The 16,560-nt window shown below is 41.7% G+C and carries 12 protein-coding genes; 6 read left to right on the top strand and 6 right to left on the bottom strand.

The features are described 5' to 3' along the window. Positions 1 to 39: 39 nt before the first annotated feature. The 4 genes from VF500_RS01345 to VF500_RS01360 all read right to left on the bottom strand — a co-directional run bounded on the left by VF500_RS01345 (position 40) and on the right by VF500_RS01360 (position 5,089). On the bottom strand, positions 40 to 1,176 hold the full coding sequence (locus tag VF500_RS01345; RefSeq protein ID WP_330857946.1) for an acyltransferase: 1,137 nt from the start codon (positions 1,174 to 1,176) through the stop codon (positions 40 to 42). A gap of 93 nt (positions 1,177 to 1,269) precedes the next feature. Beyond that, entirely contained in the window at positions 1,270 to 2,931 is a 1,662-nt protein-coding gene (locus VF500_RS01350) for an alpha-L-fucosidase (RefSeq protein ID WP_330857947.1), read from the bottom strand. 566 nt (positions 2,932 to 3,497) lie between these two features. After that, entirely contained in the window at positions 3,498 to 4,244 is a 747-nt protein-coding gene (locus VF500_RS01355) for a hypothetical protein (protein ID WP_330857948.1), read from the bottom strand. A gap of 452 nt (positions 4,245 to 4,696) precedes the next feature. Continuing rightward, positions 4,697 to 5,089, bottom strand: coding sequence for a hypothetical protein (locus VF500_RS01360; RefSeq protein ID WP_330857950.1), 393 nt, complete (start codon positions 5,087 to 5,089; stop codon positions 4,697 to 4,699). Positions 5,090 to 5,203: 114 nt separating this feature from the next. Between VF500_RS01360 and msrA the strand changes: the two genes are divergently transcribed. From msrA to odhB, 5 genes are all read left to right on the top strand, one after another. Continuing rightward, positions 5,204 to 5,749 carry a peptide-methionine (S)-S-oxide reductase MsrA gene (gene msrA / locus VF500_RS01365; protein ID WP_330857951.1) on the top strand — a complete coding sequence of 182 codons (546 nt, stop codon included), beginning with the start codon at positions 5,204 to 5,206 and terminating at the stop codon, positions 5,747 to 5,749. Positions 5,750 to 6,049: 300 nt separating this feature from the next. Next, complete coding sequence (locus VF500_RS01370; protein WP_330857952.1) at positions 6,050 to 6,856, top strand: 5'-nucleotidase, lipoprotein e(P4) family; 807 nt, start codon at positions 6,050 to 6,052, stop codon at positions 6,854 to 6,856. Between the two features lie 256 nt (positions 6,857 to 7,112). Then, complete coding sequence (locus tag VF500_RS01375; RefSeq protein WP_330857953.1) at positions 7,113 to 8,408, top strand: DASH family cryptochrome; 1,296 nt, start codon at positions 7,113 to 7,115, stop codon at positions 8,406 to 8,408. Positions 8,409 to 8,580: 172 nt separating this feature from the next. Beyond that, the gene (locus VF500_RS01380; protein WP_330857954.1) at positions 8,581 to 11,397 is read left to right on the top strand and encodes a 2-oxoglutarate dehydrogenase E1 component; all 2,817 of its coding nucleotides are present in this window, start codon (positions 8,581 to 8,583) and stop codon (positions 11,395 to 11,397) included. Between the two features lie 62 nt (positions 11,398 to 11,459). Further along, positions 11,460 to 13,019, top strand: coding sequence for a 2-oxoglutarate dehydrogenase complex dihydrolipoyllysine-residue succinyltransferase (gene odhB / locus VF500_RS01385; protein WP_330857955.1), 1,560 nt, complete (start codon positions 11,460 to 11,462; stop codon positions 13,017 to 13,019). 158 nt (positions 13,020 to 13,177) lie between these two features. On the opposite strand, the gene VF500_RS01390 is transcribed toward odhB, so the two are convergent. Continuing rightward, on the bottom strand, positions 13,178 to 14,818 hold the full coding sequence (locus VF500_RS01390) for an ABC transporter substrate-binding protein (RefSeq protein WP_330857956.1): 1,641 nt from the start codon (positions 14,816 to 14,818) through the stop codon (positions 13,178 to 13,180). 137 nt (positions 14,819 to 14,955) lie between these two features. Here VF500_RS01390 and VF500_RS01395 point away from each other — a divergent pair, with 137 nt between their 5' ends. Then, positions 14,956 to 15,522 carry a hypothetical protein gene (locus VF500_RS01395; protein WP_330857957.1) on the top strand — a complete coding sequence of 189 codons (567 nt, stop codon included), beginning with the start codon at positions 14,956 to 14,958 and terminating at the stop codon, positions 15,520 to 15,522. On the opposite strand, the gene VF500_RS01400 is transcribed toward VF500_RS01395, so the two are convergent. Continuing rightward, a complete protein-coding gene (locus VF500_RS01400; RefSeq protein WP_330857958.1) occupies positions 15,519 to 16,316 on the bottom strand; it encodes a Fic family protein in 798 nt (265 codons plus the stop codon). The two genes, VF500_RS01395 and VF500_RS01400, sit on opposite strands and share 4 nt — an antisense overlap. Positions 16,317 to 16,560: the final 244 nt, after the last annotated feature.

Genomic DNA, 16,560 nt, shown 5'->3' on the forward strand with positions numbered 1-16,560 from the left:
CTTACCTAAAATGATCATTGGAAAATGCCTGCAACCTTCTTAGTCCCTTGATGGAATAATCGTAAATTTCTTTTTTAGTCGTAGAAACGGCTTTTCAAAAAAAGTATATGACAATAGCGATATAATAACTGTAACGATAAAAGCGATAGCGAAGCCAACATCGTTTTTCCATTCATACAAACCGATCATAGTGCTAAAAGAAGCCAGTTCGTCCTTAAATATCTGATACACAAGCCAAAAAATAGTGATGTGAAACACATACATCCCGTAAGATATGCGCCCCAGATACGCTAACGGGGCCGGCATGTTTTTTGGCCGGCTCCCATATAGAGAAAAGAAGAAAAGTATAACGCCGGTAAGGATCAACAGCCAGCCACCTATTGCTTGCGGAACGGTTTCAAGGTGCGGTGCATCTGCATGAACTTCGCATGCCATTGAAGCCAAAAGCCAGCATATCAGCCCCAGTATAAATACCGCAAACCGGGTTACTATGTGCCATTGGGGCTGCCAGCCTCTTAAATAAACGGATAAAAGGATACCTGCCGCAAAAAATTGGAATTGCACAAAACTGTTTGTCCACTCACCACTAAATCCCGCAGTGGGTTTTTGTGCATAGTATATAATAGTTGCGTAAGCTGTTAAAAATGCAAGAAATGAAAACAACTTTAACCCCCGTTTACCGACATAAAATACCAACAACGGGAGTAAAATATAAAGCTGCTCTTCAACAGAAATGCTCCAGAGCGGATTAATGGGATATGATGGAAGCCAGTTATTGAAAGTAATATACCAGTTGCCTGAAAATAAACTAAATGCAAGTTGTGTGCCTGGCGAAATATATCCAAATTTATCTGAAAGGTGTGTGACTAAAACCATCCCAAAAAAGAAGGTAAAGTATAAGGGCCAGATACGAAGTATCCTTCTTGTGTAGAAAGCTTTCACGTTAATTTTACCCAAATACTCCTGTTCCCTCGAAAGCAGTTCTGTTATTAAAAATGCACTCAGAAAGAAAAATAGAGGCACGCCAAATACGCCAATTAGGCTTAAGTGATAAGCCCAATAGTTTTTCGCGGGATCGATAGGTGCAAGATCCATTCGGTGAGTAAAAAAAACGAAAAGAAAGGCACAAAGCCTGAGCACGTCCAACTCAGGCTTATAATATCGTTCTGGTACCATAAAAGCTTTTTATTCCCTATCTGTAGTTAACCGGGGCAGCTCGGGTTCAGTGTATTTGAAGATTTTTATTCTATGTAATTAACTGTAAATACTCTACGAAAAAATCTTTACTGCATTCGCATAAGTTAAGTCATCGGATGCTTTTTCAGGTAAAGAAATAAGTAAACCATTTTCATTTCTTTCAAAGTTTAAAGATTGTTTTGTTGGTAACCATTCTATCTTTCGAATTTCTTTTGTCAAATATTCACTGTTTCTTGCCAGGCTTTTAATAACCAGTTTTCCGTCTTCCGGCCAGCCCATTGCGGTAGCATAAAGTATACCGTCTTTGGTTGCGAAGCGAATATCTTCATAGGTAAACTCTTTCCCCTTACCTTCATTGAACCCTTGTTCGCTCAGGTGAGTTGCCGCTTCCTGCGCCGGCCCTTCACCAAATATTTTCCACGGTCTTGTGGCAAAGATGCTTTCACTGTTTGCTTTCATCCACCGACCAATATCTTCAACTATTTTTCTTTCTTTTTCATCAATAGTACCATCGCCCCGTACCGGAATATTTAGCATCAGGTTTCCATTTTTACTTACGATATCAACTAATGTTTGAATGATTGTTTTCGCTGATTTGTATCCGTCGCGTTCATACAATGCACGGTCATAATGCCAGCCGCCAATGCAGGTATCGGTTTGCCAGGGGAGTGGTTGAATTTGGTTGGCTTGCCCTCTTTCAATATCCCATACCATTGCTTTGCGTTGTTTTTCATTTAGCTTTTTTCCATTGAGTACTACCCGCAGGTCTCCGTGTTCTTTAATGCTCTTATTGTAAAGATGAGCAGCAATGCGTAAACCTGCATCACTGGCCGGCCAAAGCGGAAGCCGGTCGTCGTCGAAATAAACAACATCCGGGTTGTATTTGTTGATGAGCTCTATAGTGCGGTTATAAAATTTGTCGATGTATGCATTAGACGGCAGACATACGCCATTGCTCCAATTCCATTGCTCCACGTCGAAATTATCATCTAAACTGTTCTTGCTCAACGGATGATTTTGTGCATACAGATCTTGCGGATCCAGTCCATCCCACCATTTTCCTTTTCCGCTTGCCTTTGTGAGCTTTCCATCATAAGGAATGCCCTGGTAGGGGCCGGTTTTATCCGAGCGTTGTGCCACTTCATACCAACGCCACGCGTGCGAGGCGTGGACACTTACTCCAAATGGTAATCCATTATTTCGTGCTGCCTTTGCCCAGCCGCCAATCAAATCTTTCTTTGGGCCAATCTTTGTCGAGTTCCAATGCGCTTGATATTTACTATCGTATAAATCAAAATTGTCGTGATGATTGGCAAGCGCCATAAAATATTGTGCACCTGCGCTTTTATATAAGCTCACCAGTGCTTCAGGGTCCCAGTTCTCAGCCTTCCATTCATTGATCACATCTTTAAATCCAAATTTTGAAGGGTGCCCATATTTTTCAAGATGGAATTTATATTGTGGCGATCCTTCCTGGTACATGTTTCTCGCATACCAGTCGCCGGCTTCAGGTTGGCATTGAGGCCCCCAGTGTGCCCATATGCCAAACTTGGCATCACGGAACCATTCGGGTGTTTTATAATTTTGTAACGATTCCCATGTGGGTTTGAACGGACCGTTTGCAATTGGTTCGTTTAAAGGTTGGCCTTCAAAAAGACTATTGCCTAATGCCCGCGTTAACCATAACGATGGCAAAGTGGCTGCGAGTCCTTTAATCAATGTTCTGCGTTTCATTCTTAAAATTATGTCGGTTTATAGAAGCCCGCCGGGCGAGTTCAGCTTTATTATTATTGAAAAATCTTATTCAGTTAAATTTACTGTTATACATCACAGCCATGACGACGGTTGTTGAAACTTCCACGTCAATGGTTCCAATCTGATGGCTTTTTACAGTAAGGTTCGGTTTATATGTAAATCGTTACTGCTGATTAGTATTTTAACGTTTCGAAGATATTGGTATTGAAATGGATAACTTTTACATTTAACGACCATTTTTTGTACATAACAGACTTTCTGAGTAATTAAGAGCCTTTTTCGGCCCATGTTCAGCCTGCTGTCGCCGCACGGCTCACAAGTTAATTGTTTAGAGACCTTGCGATGAACACCTGTGGGCTGCTAACTTCTTATTGATATTTGTTTGCTAAATGCTGTGGGCGCGGCGATAACACTGAACACCGGCTTCAAGATAAACTTAACGGCTATGGTATCTACGTTTGAACGCGCACATTTTAAGAACCCAAAATTAGAACGCAGCGGTCTTACCTCCAGAAGGGACTTTTAAACGCTTTATATTTAATCGATTACTTAAACTCAAACATTTCTTCATCAAGGTCAGCGGTATACCATCTGCCATTAATAAAATAATAAGTTTCCTTACCTAAAATAATCACTGGAAAGGTACCTGCAACCTTCTGTTTGGTTTTACTTTTCGTTGTTATAAAATGATCATATAAACCATCCTTAACGCTATAAAAAACATTTAGCTTTTTATCAAAAGCTAAAACGGTGTTGTTATCATAAATATAATTTGTTTCGGGGCTGCGTTTTGAATTAACGTAATCATGAATGTGCACGTTCAACTTGTAGTTGTTTACATTATTTCCGCTAATGTTTAACTTGATACGATATTCTTCTTGTTCATCACCCGTTTCTCCGTTGGCATATCTCAAAGCATACATCGCTGGGCACAAGTGATTGTCATTTACACATACAATCAGTGTATTTCCTAAGCCCACATTTGATCCGCCCCGTACGGCATAATTTATTTCGATAAAGTGCTTGTTCAATAAACGGGTTTCGGGTGGTACGCCCCAAAAATCTTGTATGCTGATAGTTTCCTTTAAAGAAGTGATTTTAAGTACATGGCTTTCATAATCGGGAATGATCTTCACTATTTGATTTTTACCATCGACGGATACAAGGTGATATGTTTTTGTATCTCTTTTGGTTTCTTTTGCCTCAGTAGTTTTTAGCCAGTCTTGTGCGGATAAATGATCGAAAGAAAGCCTAAAAAACAAGGCAATTATTAAGGCGGCGCATTTGTTCATACAGACAAGGTTTACACGCCAATTTATGCTTTTATTTTGCTGTTTTTACTACTAATTCCAAATCAAAATAATGGTGGCACTATTGTGTCAGCACCTTTTATCACCAGAGAGGAAATTTCAAAAAAAGCGCAGAAAATCATCAAAAAACAAACAAAAAGATCCCGGCAGTTTTTGCCCGGATCTGAAACGCTGATTTTCTATTCCTAAAAGTTCTATTGCCTTGTAGTCAGTTAGTTATTTGCGTCTCGGTCGAAAGTGCAAATAGTTAATTATCAATATGTTTCATGATTTACCCGTTTCAGTGTTTCACATTCAAAAAATGGAACACGTCTTATTTACGGAAAAAGAAACACCGGCATTTTTTCTGATTTTTTTCGGGAATCAAAAAATTGGGACACGTTGTTTGTTACAATGTATGCAGGCATTTTGAGTCTTTCCAATACGGAGCGTACTTATACAGTGGGTGTTGCTTCAAATATGGCCGCATAATATTTACGATAAGCAAACAGCAGAAATACCTGTAAAACTATCACTGCCAATCCTATAGGTATACCGGCCGGCGCCAAAATGGCATGGAATAGGAATATATTAAGCGAAATTGGCAGCAGTATCAGCACAAACAATGCGGTGTAACGATTGATAAGCAAAAAGAAGCCGCTGGTTATTTCTATTACTTTCATGTATTGAAAAAAATAGCCCGAACCGAACAGTCCGCCGCTAAAAGCCTGTGCTTTATCGGTCATGGGCGGTTGTGCCATGTGCAGGAACTGGAAAAAGAAGTTTAACCCAAACACCACGAATACGAGGCCCAGCAAAATGCGGGCAATTAGTACTGCAATTTTCATAAAAATAGGTTTAATATAAGGTTAAACACTAAGTTTAGTAATTTAATTGACATTTTCAAATCTGCTTCATCGTTAGCTACTTAAACAGGCACTGCTTTTGATAAAACAGGGTATATGAACATTCAAAAAATAACTTTCGGCAATGGTTGCTTTTGGTGCACCGAAGCCGTTTTCCAGTCTCTTAAAGGTGTAACATCAGTAACCTCTGGCTATATGGGTGGTAAGGTTTTAAATCCAACTTATGAGCAGGTTTGTACTGGCGCTACCGGCCATGCCGAAGTGATTCACCTGGAGTATGATGCCGATGTGATCTCGTTTGATGAATTGCTATTGGTTTTCTTTAAAACGCATAACCCAACTACCCTTAACCGCCAGGGTGCTGATGTAGGCACGCAATACAGGTCGGCAATATTTTACTATACCGATGAACAAAAGCAGGCTTCAGAAGCCATGATCAAAACGCTTACTAATGAGCATGTTTTTGACGAACCTATTGTAACCGAGATAACCCCGGCAAGTGAGTTTTACAGCGCCGAAGATTATCATCAGAATTATTTCAACGATAATCCTAACAAGTCGTACTGTGCGTTTGTTATCCAGCCAAAACTCAATAAATTTGCCAGGGAGTTTAAGGATAAAATCAAGCCGGAGTTGTTGTAACAACAAACTGTGGTCATCCCGAATTTATTTCGGGATCCCACTTGCTAAGTCCATGCCATGGCCGCTGGGCGTGTAGGGTGCTGAAACAAGTTCAACATGACATAATTAAAAAGATTGTCATCCTGAGGTACGAAGGATCTTCTTCAACAAGCATGGCCGCTATACAGGGCGAAGAAGATGCTTCGTACCTCAGCATGACAAAGGGGTAAATGTCATTTTTCCCCTTCAAAGTCCCTGGATTTTACCTACGCAGCATGACTATAATTTGAGTTTATCCGGAAACATCTCCCACCAACCAATATGAAAAAAAGCTATAGCTATCTACTATCAGGCCTGTTATTATTCAGCGCTTGCTCATCCGTTAAAAAAACTGCTACTTCAAGTACCAGCATTACCAATGATGGTAAGATCTGGGCTTCCTTATGGCAGCAGCGGGCGGGCGAATACAAAGCGCTATGCTTTCAGGCGTATAATATAGCTAAGCTGAGGGTTGATGAGGGAATTAAAAAACCTGGTGATAAGCCGCTGGCTATTGTTACAGATATTGACGAAACCCTGCTGGATAATAGTCCATATGATGCACACCGTGCCTTACAAAATTTAGATTACAGCGATGCCACCTGGAAACAGTGGACAGATAAAGCTATTGCTGATACCGTGCCGGGTGCCCCCGCATTTTTTAAATATGCGGCATCAAAAGGCGTTATTATATTTTACATTACCAACCGTAATGAAAATGAGCGGGCAAGTACGTTGAAAAACCTGCAGTTGTATGGTTTACCTTATGCGGATGATGAGCACTTGTTGTTAAAAACGACTTCATCAAGCAAGGAGGCGCGCAGGCTTAACGTTTTAAAAACGCATAATATCCTGTTGCTTTGCGGCGATAACCTGCCCGATTTTGATTTGTTGTATGATAACCATCCAACTGAAGAAAACAGGATCGCAGCTACGCAAAAGCTACAGAAGGAATTTGGCAGCAGGTATATCGTTATTCCTAATCCTTCATATGGCGATTTTGAAGGGGCCTTGTTCAAGTTTAATTACAAACTGACCCCGGCTCAAAAAGATTCGGTGATCAGGGCAAAGATCAAGGCTGATCAATAGGGTTCAGGGTTATTTAACGGTTGATGGGCAAGATCCCCCGAGATACGCGTTATAACTTAGTTAACTGTATTTACGTATATTTACACGCTGACAGTCCTGTAGGTTTGATCATTTTATACGGCTAAAAGGTTTTTATTTAGTTTAATAAAATAATTAAATGTTTGGGTGATGTCATAATCTTGTAGCAAAATGTGCATAAAACGCAAATAAATTGCAAATTTGCATACTGCATTATTCAGTTAACCCCTGTTTAACTATGAGTGATAGAACTATTCTGGTTTGGTTTAGAAATGACTTGCGTATTCACGATAACGAGATTTTGTTAGAAGCTGTTCGCAAGGCTGATAAAGTACTGCCGGTTTATTGTTTTGATCCTTATTATTTTCAACACATCGCAAGTGGTGCGCCCAAAACAGGGAGCTTCAGGGCCAGGTTCCTGCTGGAAGCTGTTGACGATCTCCGCAAAAATTTACAGGGTTTTGGTGCCGAACTGATCATCCGTATTGGTAATCCTGCCGAAGTGATCCCGCAGCTTGCCGAAGAATATCATGTAAATGAGGTTTACCATCACCGTGAGGTAGCTTATGAGGAAACCAATATCTCCGAAGAAGTTGAAACTGCTTTATGGAAAATGAGGCTTAACCTCAAGCATTTTATTGGTCATACCATGTACCATAAGGAAGATCTTCCTTTTCCGATCAAGGATATTCCTGATAGTTTCGCAGTTTTTAAAAAGAAGGTGGAACGTGATAGTAATGTTAGGTCGTGTGTACCAACTCCCGATCATATTACTGTTCCTGAAATTACTGATGCCGGTGAACTGCCAACCTTACAACAGTTAGGTTTAAATGAACCTGTTGATGATATGCGTGCTACCGAGTATTTTCAAGGGGGCGAAACAGCTGCATTAGTGCAGATGCACAAATACTTCTCTAATCTTGATCTGGCCGTAAAACAAAAAAATGGCCGTAACGGATCTGAGTTTTCTTCGAAACTTTCTCCATGGCTGTCAATAGGTTGTATTTCTCCAAGACAAGTGTATTGGGAAATTCAAAAATACGGTGGCAATGGCAACCTGTTAAAACTTGAATTGCTTTGGCGCGATTATTTCAGGTTTATGTTTAAAAAGCACGGGCAAAAATTCATCAAAGCAAAAGATGAAGCCCAGGACCTTGCACCTGATGCCGGTTTGCTGTTGCAAAAGTGGAAAAACGGCGAAACAGGAGTGCCCCTGATAGATGCTGCCATGCATGAGCTTAACGCTACCGGTTTTATCAGCAATCCAAACAGGCAAATAGTAGCTGGCTATTTGGTAAATACCCTTAAGGCCGACTGGACACAAGGCGCAGCTTATTTTGAAGAAAAGCTTATTGATTATTCGCCGGCCAGTAACTGGGGCAACTGGGCTTTTATTGCCGGTGTTAATGACGCTAAAGAAAGTAAATACACTATAGCTACGAGGCTGCCCAAAGAGCTTGAAGCCAAAACCGATTTCGTGAATACCTGGCAGCCATCATCCATTGATGAAGCCGGTGACCTGGTTAGCGCTTAAGTATTATCCGCACTAAAATATTTTGTATCTGCTGCAAAACAACTATCGATAATTTGAGTTTTCACCCCAAAGGATAAAATAAGCCCAATAATGGGTAAATTTCTTTACAATTAATTATGAAGTATATAGGGGTATATGCTTACTTTTGTACCGTTTTAAAGATCAGTTTCACATGGATCGTCTCAATTATATAAATAGCGGAAACGCTGCCTACATATCTTCCCTATACGAACAGTACAAGCAGGAGCCGGAATCGGTAGATTACGGATGGCAAAAATTCTTTGAAGGATTTGATTTTGGTAAGGACACAGACGCCTCTGCCGCAATTGCTCCCGCTGCTGTTGGCGAAGCTACTCCTGAGCATTTCTTAAAGGAGATCAACGTATTAAACATGATAGATGGCTACCGCTCGCGCGGGCATTTGTTTGCAAAAACAAACCCAGTTCGTGAACGTCGCCATTATTTCCCTGGTAAGGAGCTTGAAACCTTTGGTTTGAGTGACGCCGACCTTGATACCGTATTTAACGCAGGTGTTGAAGTTGGTTTAGGAGCTGCCAAACTGCGTGATATCCGCCAGTTACTTGAAGATACCTATTGCCGTTCAATTGGTACGGAGTACAAATACATCCGTAACCCAATAAAAATAAAATGGTTTGAAGAGCGGATGGAAAGCCGCCGCAATACACCTTCTTTCACTGTTGATGAAAAGAAGGAAATGCTTAACAAACTGAACGAAGCCGTAACCTTCGAAAACTTTTTAGGAACCAAATTCCTTGGTCAAAAACGTTTCTCCCTGGAAGGAGCTGAAGCGCTGATCCCTTCAATGGATTCGGTAATTAAAAATGGTGCCGATCTGGGTATCGAAGAGTTCATCATTGGTATGGCTCACCGCGGTCGTTTGAACGTGTTGACCAACATCATGGAGAAAACCTATAAAGAGGTATTCTCTGAGTTTGAAGGTAAAAACTACGATTCTGAATCACCTTTTGGTGGTGACGTGAAATATCACTTAGGTTTTTCAACCGATGTGCTTACCAAAAGCGGCAAAAAAGTTCACCTGAGCCTTTGCCCTAACCCATCGCACCTGGAGGCTGTTGACCCTGTTGTAGAAGGGATCACCCGTTCAAAGATCGACTTTAAATATGGCGGTGACCATTCAAAGATCGCCCCGATCCTGATCCATGGCGATGCTTCAATTGCCGGTCAGGGTATCGTATATGAAGTTTTGCAAATGGAAAAACTGGATGGTTACCGCACCGGCGGCACCATTCACCTGGTTATCAACAACCAGATAGGTTTTACCACCAACTATAAAGATGCGCGTTCAAGTACTTATTGTACAGACGTTGCCAAGACTGTGCTTTCGCCGGTTTTCCATGTAAATGGGGATGATGTTGAAGCTTTGGCTTACGTAGTAAACCTGGCTATGGAATACAGGCAGGTATTTAACGAGGATGTGTTTATCGATATCCTTTGCTACCGCCGTTATGGCCACAATGAGGCTGATGAACCTAAATTCACCCAGCCGCTGTTGTACAAAGCTATCGAAGCGCATCCTAACCCGCTTAAAATTTACAATCAGAAACTGATAGACGAAGGCAGCATTAATGCTGAGTTCTTAAAAACTATCGAAAAAACTTTCAAAGACGAGTTACAGCAAAAGCTGGACGAAGTAAAATCTGAAGAAAGGTTTACTGATACCATTGCCATGTTTGAGGGTGCCTGGAGCGGATTGCACCTGGCAAGTCATAAAGAACTGGTAAAAGCTATTGATACATCTGTAGCCGAAGAAGAGTTACTGGAAATTGGCAATAAGTTAACTGTTTTGCCGCCAAACAAGGAGTTCTTCAAAAAAATTGAAAAACTGTTTGAAGACCGCAGCGCAATGGTTAACAAAACCAAAGTGTTTGACTGGGCTATGGGCGAGTTGCTTGCTTACGGTACTTTGTTAAAAGAAGGCTACCCGATCAGGCTAAGCGGTGAAGACGTGAAACGCGGCACTTTCTCACACCGCCATGCAGTATTAACACTGGTTGATTCGGAAGATGAATTTACACCGCTTGCTACTATCAACACTGAAGCTAAGCTGAGTATTTATAACTCTTTATTATCTGAGTACGGTGTTTTAGGTTTTGAATACGGTTATGCCCTTGCAAACCCTAATAATTTAACTATTTGGGAAGCCCAATTTGGTGACTTCTTTAATGGTGCACAGATCATTGTTGACCAGTACATTGCCAGCGCCGAAACAAAATGGCAGCGCGGTAATGGTTTGGTAATGTTGTTGCCTCACGGTTATGAAGGCCAGGGCCCTGAGCACTCATCTGCACGTGTTGAACGCTTCCTGGAGCTTTGTGCCGATGATAATATTCAAATAGCCAACTGCACCACACCTGCTAACTTCTTCCATATTTTAAGGCGTCAAATGCACCGCGATTTCCGGAAGCCTTTGATCATCTTTACACCAAAAAGCTTGCTGCGCAGTCCTAAGTGTGTTTCTCCGCTGGAAGATTTTACCAATGGCAAGTTCCACGAATTGATTGATGACAGCTACGTAGATCCTAAAAAGGTAAAACGCGTACTGCTGTGTACCGGTAAGGTTTATTATGACCTGCTGGATAAACAACAGGCCGATAACCGCAAGGATGTGGCTATTGTACGTGTAGAGCAGCTTTACCCAACTCCGGTTACTCAAATCCTGAAGATCAAAGCTAAATACGAAAAGGCTGAGTTTATCTGGGTACAGGAAGAGCCTGAAAACATGGGTGCATGGCCTTACATTTGCCGTAAGTTCCATAACGATAAGGTGATCAACCTGAGCGTTATTTCAAGGATAGAAGGCAGCAGTACCGCAACCGGTTTTGCTAAACAGCATGCCGCCCAGCAGTTATATATAGTTTCAAAGGCTTTTGAGGCCCCTGCCGGAAAAGTAGTTAAAGAAGCTGTTAAAAAAACGACAAAGAAAATGGCTGATGCCGGGGCTGATTGATTTTTTAATTAATTATCCCGATAAAGTCCATTTAAAAAATATAAAATCTACAATACTACAATATGAGCTTAGCGATTAAGGTGCCTACCGTAGGCGAATCAATTACAGAAGTAACCCTTTCGAGCTGGAAAAAGAAAGACGGCGACCGCGTTGAAATGGACGAGGTTATTGCCGAACTGGAATCAGACAAGGCTACTTTTGAGCTTACTGCCGAAAAAGCCGGTACTTTAAAGATCGTTGCCAACGAAGGCGATGTATTACCAATTGGCGCTGTTGTTGCCAATATTGAAGATGGCGGCGCTGAAGCTGCTGCTCCGGCTGCACAGCCTGAGGTTGTAGCTAACGCACCTGCTCCTGCACCTGTTGCCGCTGCTTCCGCACCTGCATCATCAGGAGTATCTGTTGAAATTAAAGTACCGCCTGTAGGTGAATCTATCACCGAGGTTACTTTATCACGCTGGATCAAGAAAGATGGCGAAGCTGTTGCTATGGACGAAGCTATCGCCGAACTGGAATCAGATAAAGCTACATTTGAACTTACTGCCGAAAAAGCCGGTGTTTTAAAAACTTTGGCTAAAGAAGGCGATGTATTGGCTATAGGCGCTGTTGTTTGTACTATTGAAGGTGCAGGCGCTCCGCAAGCTGCCGCTACCATTCCGGTTACCCCGGCTGTAGTTAGCGCTGCCGACGAATCACCCCGCGGTGGTGCTGCTGCCGAAAGTGCTAAAACTTATGCATCAGGAACTCCATCACCGGCTGCTGCTAAAATATTAGCCGAAAAAGGCGTTGATCCAAAATCTGTATCAGGTTCAGGTGTTGATGGCCGTATCACTAAAGGTGATGCACTTGGCGCTCAAGTTCCGGCAGCCAAACCTGCTGCTCCTGCGGCTGCTGCCCCGGTTGTAGCTTCAACTGGTGGTGCCAGGGATGAGAAACGTGAAAAAATGACCTCATTGCGTAAAACTGTTGCCAAACGTTTGGTATCGGTTAAAAATGAAACTGCAATGCTTACCACCTTTAACGAGGTTGATATGCAGCCGATCATGGAATTACGCGGTAAATACAAAGATAAATTCAAAGAGAAACATGGTGTTGGCTTAGGCTTCATGTCGTTCTTTACTAAGGCAGTTACCGAAGCTTTGAAAGACTGGCCTGCTGTTGGTGCACGTATTGAAGGCGAAGAGATCGTATACAGCAATTTTGCTGATATCTCTATCGCTGTATCTGCCCCTAAAGGTTTGGTTGTTCCGGTTATCCGCAATGCTGATAGCATGAGCCTTGCCGAAATTGAAAAGGCCATTGTTGTGCTTGCCGGTAAAGCCCGCGAAAACAAACTGACCATCCCTGAAATGACCGGCGGTACATTTACCATTACCAATGGTGGTGTATTCGGGTCAATGTTATCAACGCCTATCATTAATGCGCCTCAATCGGCCATTTTAGGTATGCACAATATCATTGAGCGCCCTGTTGCTGTAAACGGCCAGGTAGTTATCCGCCCTATGATGTATCTTGCCCTGTCATATGATCACCGCATCATTGACGGCCGTGAATCGGTAAGCTTCCTGGTAAGGGTTAAACAATTGCTTGAAGATCCTGCAAGGTTGTTGTTAGGTGTATAACCCTGCAAAAACTTTATAAAAGAGATCCCGGTTGGTTTTCCTTCCGGGATTTTTTTATGATCCGTATGTTGGAATCAAATCATAAATGGGGAAAATAACAAAGCAGTTCAAAAACTTTTGTATACAAATCCTAATCTCTGATCTCCAACCTCTAATCTCTAAAACGAACTCTTCACCACCCTTTTAAGTACCAGCAAATTTTGCCCGTTAAGGCTGTAGCCGCTGATGTTGTTTTGATAAAGGTTTACCAGTTTATCATAGTATAACACCACGATGGGCGATTGCTCCATCATCAGGTTATCCATTTGGCGGTAGATGGCAAAACGTTTTTCGTCGTCTTTTACCTGGTAGGTTTGCTCAAAAAGTTCATCGAATTTTTTATTGTTAAAGCCTGTATAATTTGGGCCGAAAGGGATCTTGTTTTTGGAGTAAAATACCGAAAGGTAGTTTTCGGCATCAGGGTAATCGGCTATCCATGTACCATAAAAAAAGTTGATGCCGTTTTTGGAGATCAGCTCACGTAAACTTGCCCCCTGGGTTATCTCCACATTTGTTTTTATGCCGATACGTTCCAGCTGGCCTTGTACATATTCTATCAAACTGCGATAGCCAACAGTTGTGGCCAACGTAATTTCAGGCATGTTTTTGCCATTGGGATAGCCGGCATCACGAAGCAGGCAGCGGGCTTTTTCAGGGTCGTAGGTGTAGCCTTTTACCCCTGTGCCGTTAAAGCCGGGCATACCTTCGGGCACAAAACCCTCATAGCCCGGTGTACCCATACTGTTACGCAGGTATTTGATCATTTTTTCGCGGTCGATAGCATAGTTGATGGCCTGCCTGATCTTCAGTATTTTTAAAGGCGATTTTTTTACGATAGGCAGAGTTGTATCAACCAGCATCCCCAGGTAAATAGTGTTCAGGTAAGGGGCAGTATTCAGGATGAATTTGCCCTTGTATTTTTGTGTTACCTTACCGGCTTTGGTGAGGATGTCATCGCGGTAGCTGCCGTCGATATCATTTAAAAAGTCGATATTCTTTTTTACAAACTCAAGGAAGGATGTTTGTTTATCGGCAATAAAGGTGGAGCGGATGGCATCCAGGTAGGGGAGATGATTACCTTTTTCGTCCTTTTCCCAGTAATGCTCATTTTTTAAAAATACCAGTACTTCGCCCTCTTTCCAATATTTGAACCGGAAGGGGCCGGTACCAACCGGGTGGCTTCTAAAATCCTTCCCATAAAACTCTACTACCTCTTTGGGGACAACAGAGCAATATTGTGCTGTAAGCAGACTTAAAAATGGCGCGAAGGGCTGCTTTAACCTGACCTGAAAAGTACTGTCATTAGGGGCCATGAACGCGCTTTTATCCTTTACCTTATCGCTAAAGATCCATGAGCCGGACGAGGCTACTTTTGGATCGATCAACCGGCCGAAACTATAAACAAAATCAGATGCAACCGCTCTGCGACCTATGCCATTTGCAAAATGAGGGTCGTCATGAAAATAAACGTCATTGCGCAGGTGGAAGGTATAAAGCAAACCATCTGTCGATGTTTCCCAGCTTTTGGCGATACAGGGGATGGTTTTTAAACTATCGTTGATCTGTACCAGGCCATTGTAAAGCTGGTTATCCATCCAGATGGTATAATGGTTGCGGCAAAAAGCAGGATCAAGCGAAGTAAGGCCTTCTTCCAGGTTAATATTGAAAACTGTTTTATGCTGATCGGAAGAGTTATCGGTATGGCAGGAGCAAAGCTGAATGGAGAAAAATACAAAAAGGTAAGTGATCAGCTTATTCATTTATGCTAATATATCAAATATCGAGATAGCAGAATAATTGAATAGCTGATTATTACGCGGGGATGAAATATCATAAATGGCAAGCATCAATTTATATGGGTTAAATATTATATTTGATTTGAATAAGCAAAACCTAAATGATCACAAAAGAAGACTTACAGCAGAAGTATAAAAAACTATCCACAGACAAGCTATTGGAAATTATAAATAATAAAACCAATTACACTGAACTTGCTGTTGCCGTGGCTGTTGAGGAGCTTTCGGATAGACAGGTATCTGAACAGGATATTTACAGCTACAATATCAAGCGGGAGGAAAAGCTAAATACTTTTATTGAACGAAATGTAACTGAAGGGCTCAATTTTTTAATGAAGATTGTGTTTTTCTTCTTATTTATACCGATACTGACATTTGCGTTTAAAATGAACTACAGGCAGTATGGGTTTGCACTAAAACTACGACAATCCAATTATTATTCATTAACCGGTTTTATATCACTGGTGATTGTTGTCATTGCTTTGGTAGCTTTTAATCGGGAGGTTTCTGACTTTACAACCCTTACTATTTGGATGATCTTTTTTATTCCCGCGTATTTGCTTGATGATTTCTTTAACAGGCAAAAACTGATTAAAAGGATGGGGCGGCTGTTGGATGTAAACGGATATAGTCAGGATGAAGAAACAGCAAATGAACAGAAACGTTAAAATAAAAAAGTGAAGCCTTTTCCTTTTGATGGCTTTTTCATCTCCTCAAACTTTTCAATTTCCTGGTTTAGTAAAAATGCATATTCACCAGTCATGAACTCGCGGAATATTTCAATGTTTTCCTGTTGGCGGGTATCAATCAATGCCTGGATGTAAGCTGCCTTGTTTTCACTTCGCACAATTGCCAGGGGAAGACTATACCGTGCCTGGATATAATTCATTAATAATCGTGATGTCCGGCCATTGCCATCATAATACGGATGTATGCTGACGAGATTAAAGTGAGCATCAAAGGAGAGATTCAATTGCTCAGAAACAGATAGGGGAGAGTTAATAGACTCATTCAGTTTTGTTACGAGCTCATTCGTTAAGCGTTCTACCTTATCAAAGTTTGGAAAATAAGAAACCCCGGCAGTGACATTGCCTTTTCTAAAGGCGCCGGTACTCGAGTCTATAGTGTCGAGCATGGTATTGTATGCCTTGCCCGTGTTTTTCATCACTAAAGCATTGATGTTTTGTAACAGAGATACAGATAATGGCTTTTTTTCTTTAGCGTTTGCGATTGTGAAAAGAAGGGCTGCATGATGATCCGTTACCATCAGGCTTTCTTCTAATGGCTTTCCGTTGGGGGTACGTCCTTCGTTGATCAACACCTGGGTTTCTACCTCAGTCAATGTTGATCCTTCTATCCGGGTGGAGTGATGGTCGATAGAGATGAGGTTAAATCGGTCGTGATCTATCACGTCGGCTATACCAAGATCATTGTATTTTTCTATCAGGCTAAGTATTTCCATTGTTCCTACAACGCGAAAATACTTATAAGTTTTTATATGTAGTTGTTCATAAGTTCGGCTGTTCAAGGCCTTCGCCCCGAACAGCCGGCTTTAATCACCTATGCATCAATACCAGTCAATCAGCTATTCGAGGTCTCCGACCTCGAATCATTATGTTTGTAGTTTGTAACTACAGACATAATGATCAGCAATGTTTATTTCCTGTAGTCTGAAGACTACAGGCATAGTCGTTCGAGGTCAGAGA

This window comes from Mucilaginibacter sp. (assembly GCF_036383575.1).
In the GTDB taxonomy this organism is placed as follows: Bacteria; Bacteroidota; Bacteroidia; order Sphingobacteriales; family Sphingobacteriaceae; genus Mucilaginibacter.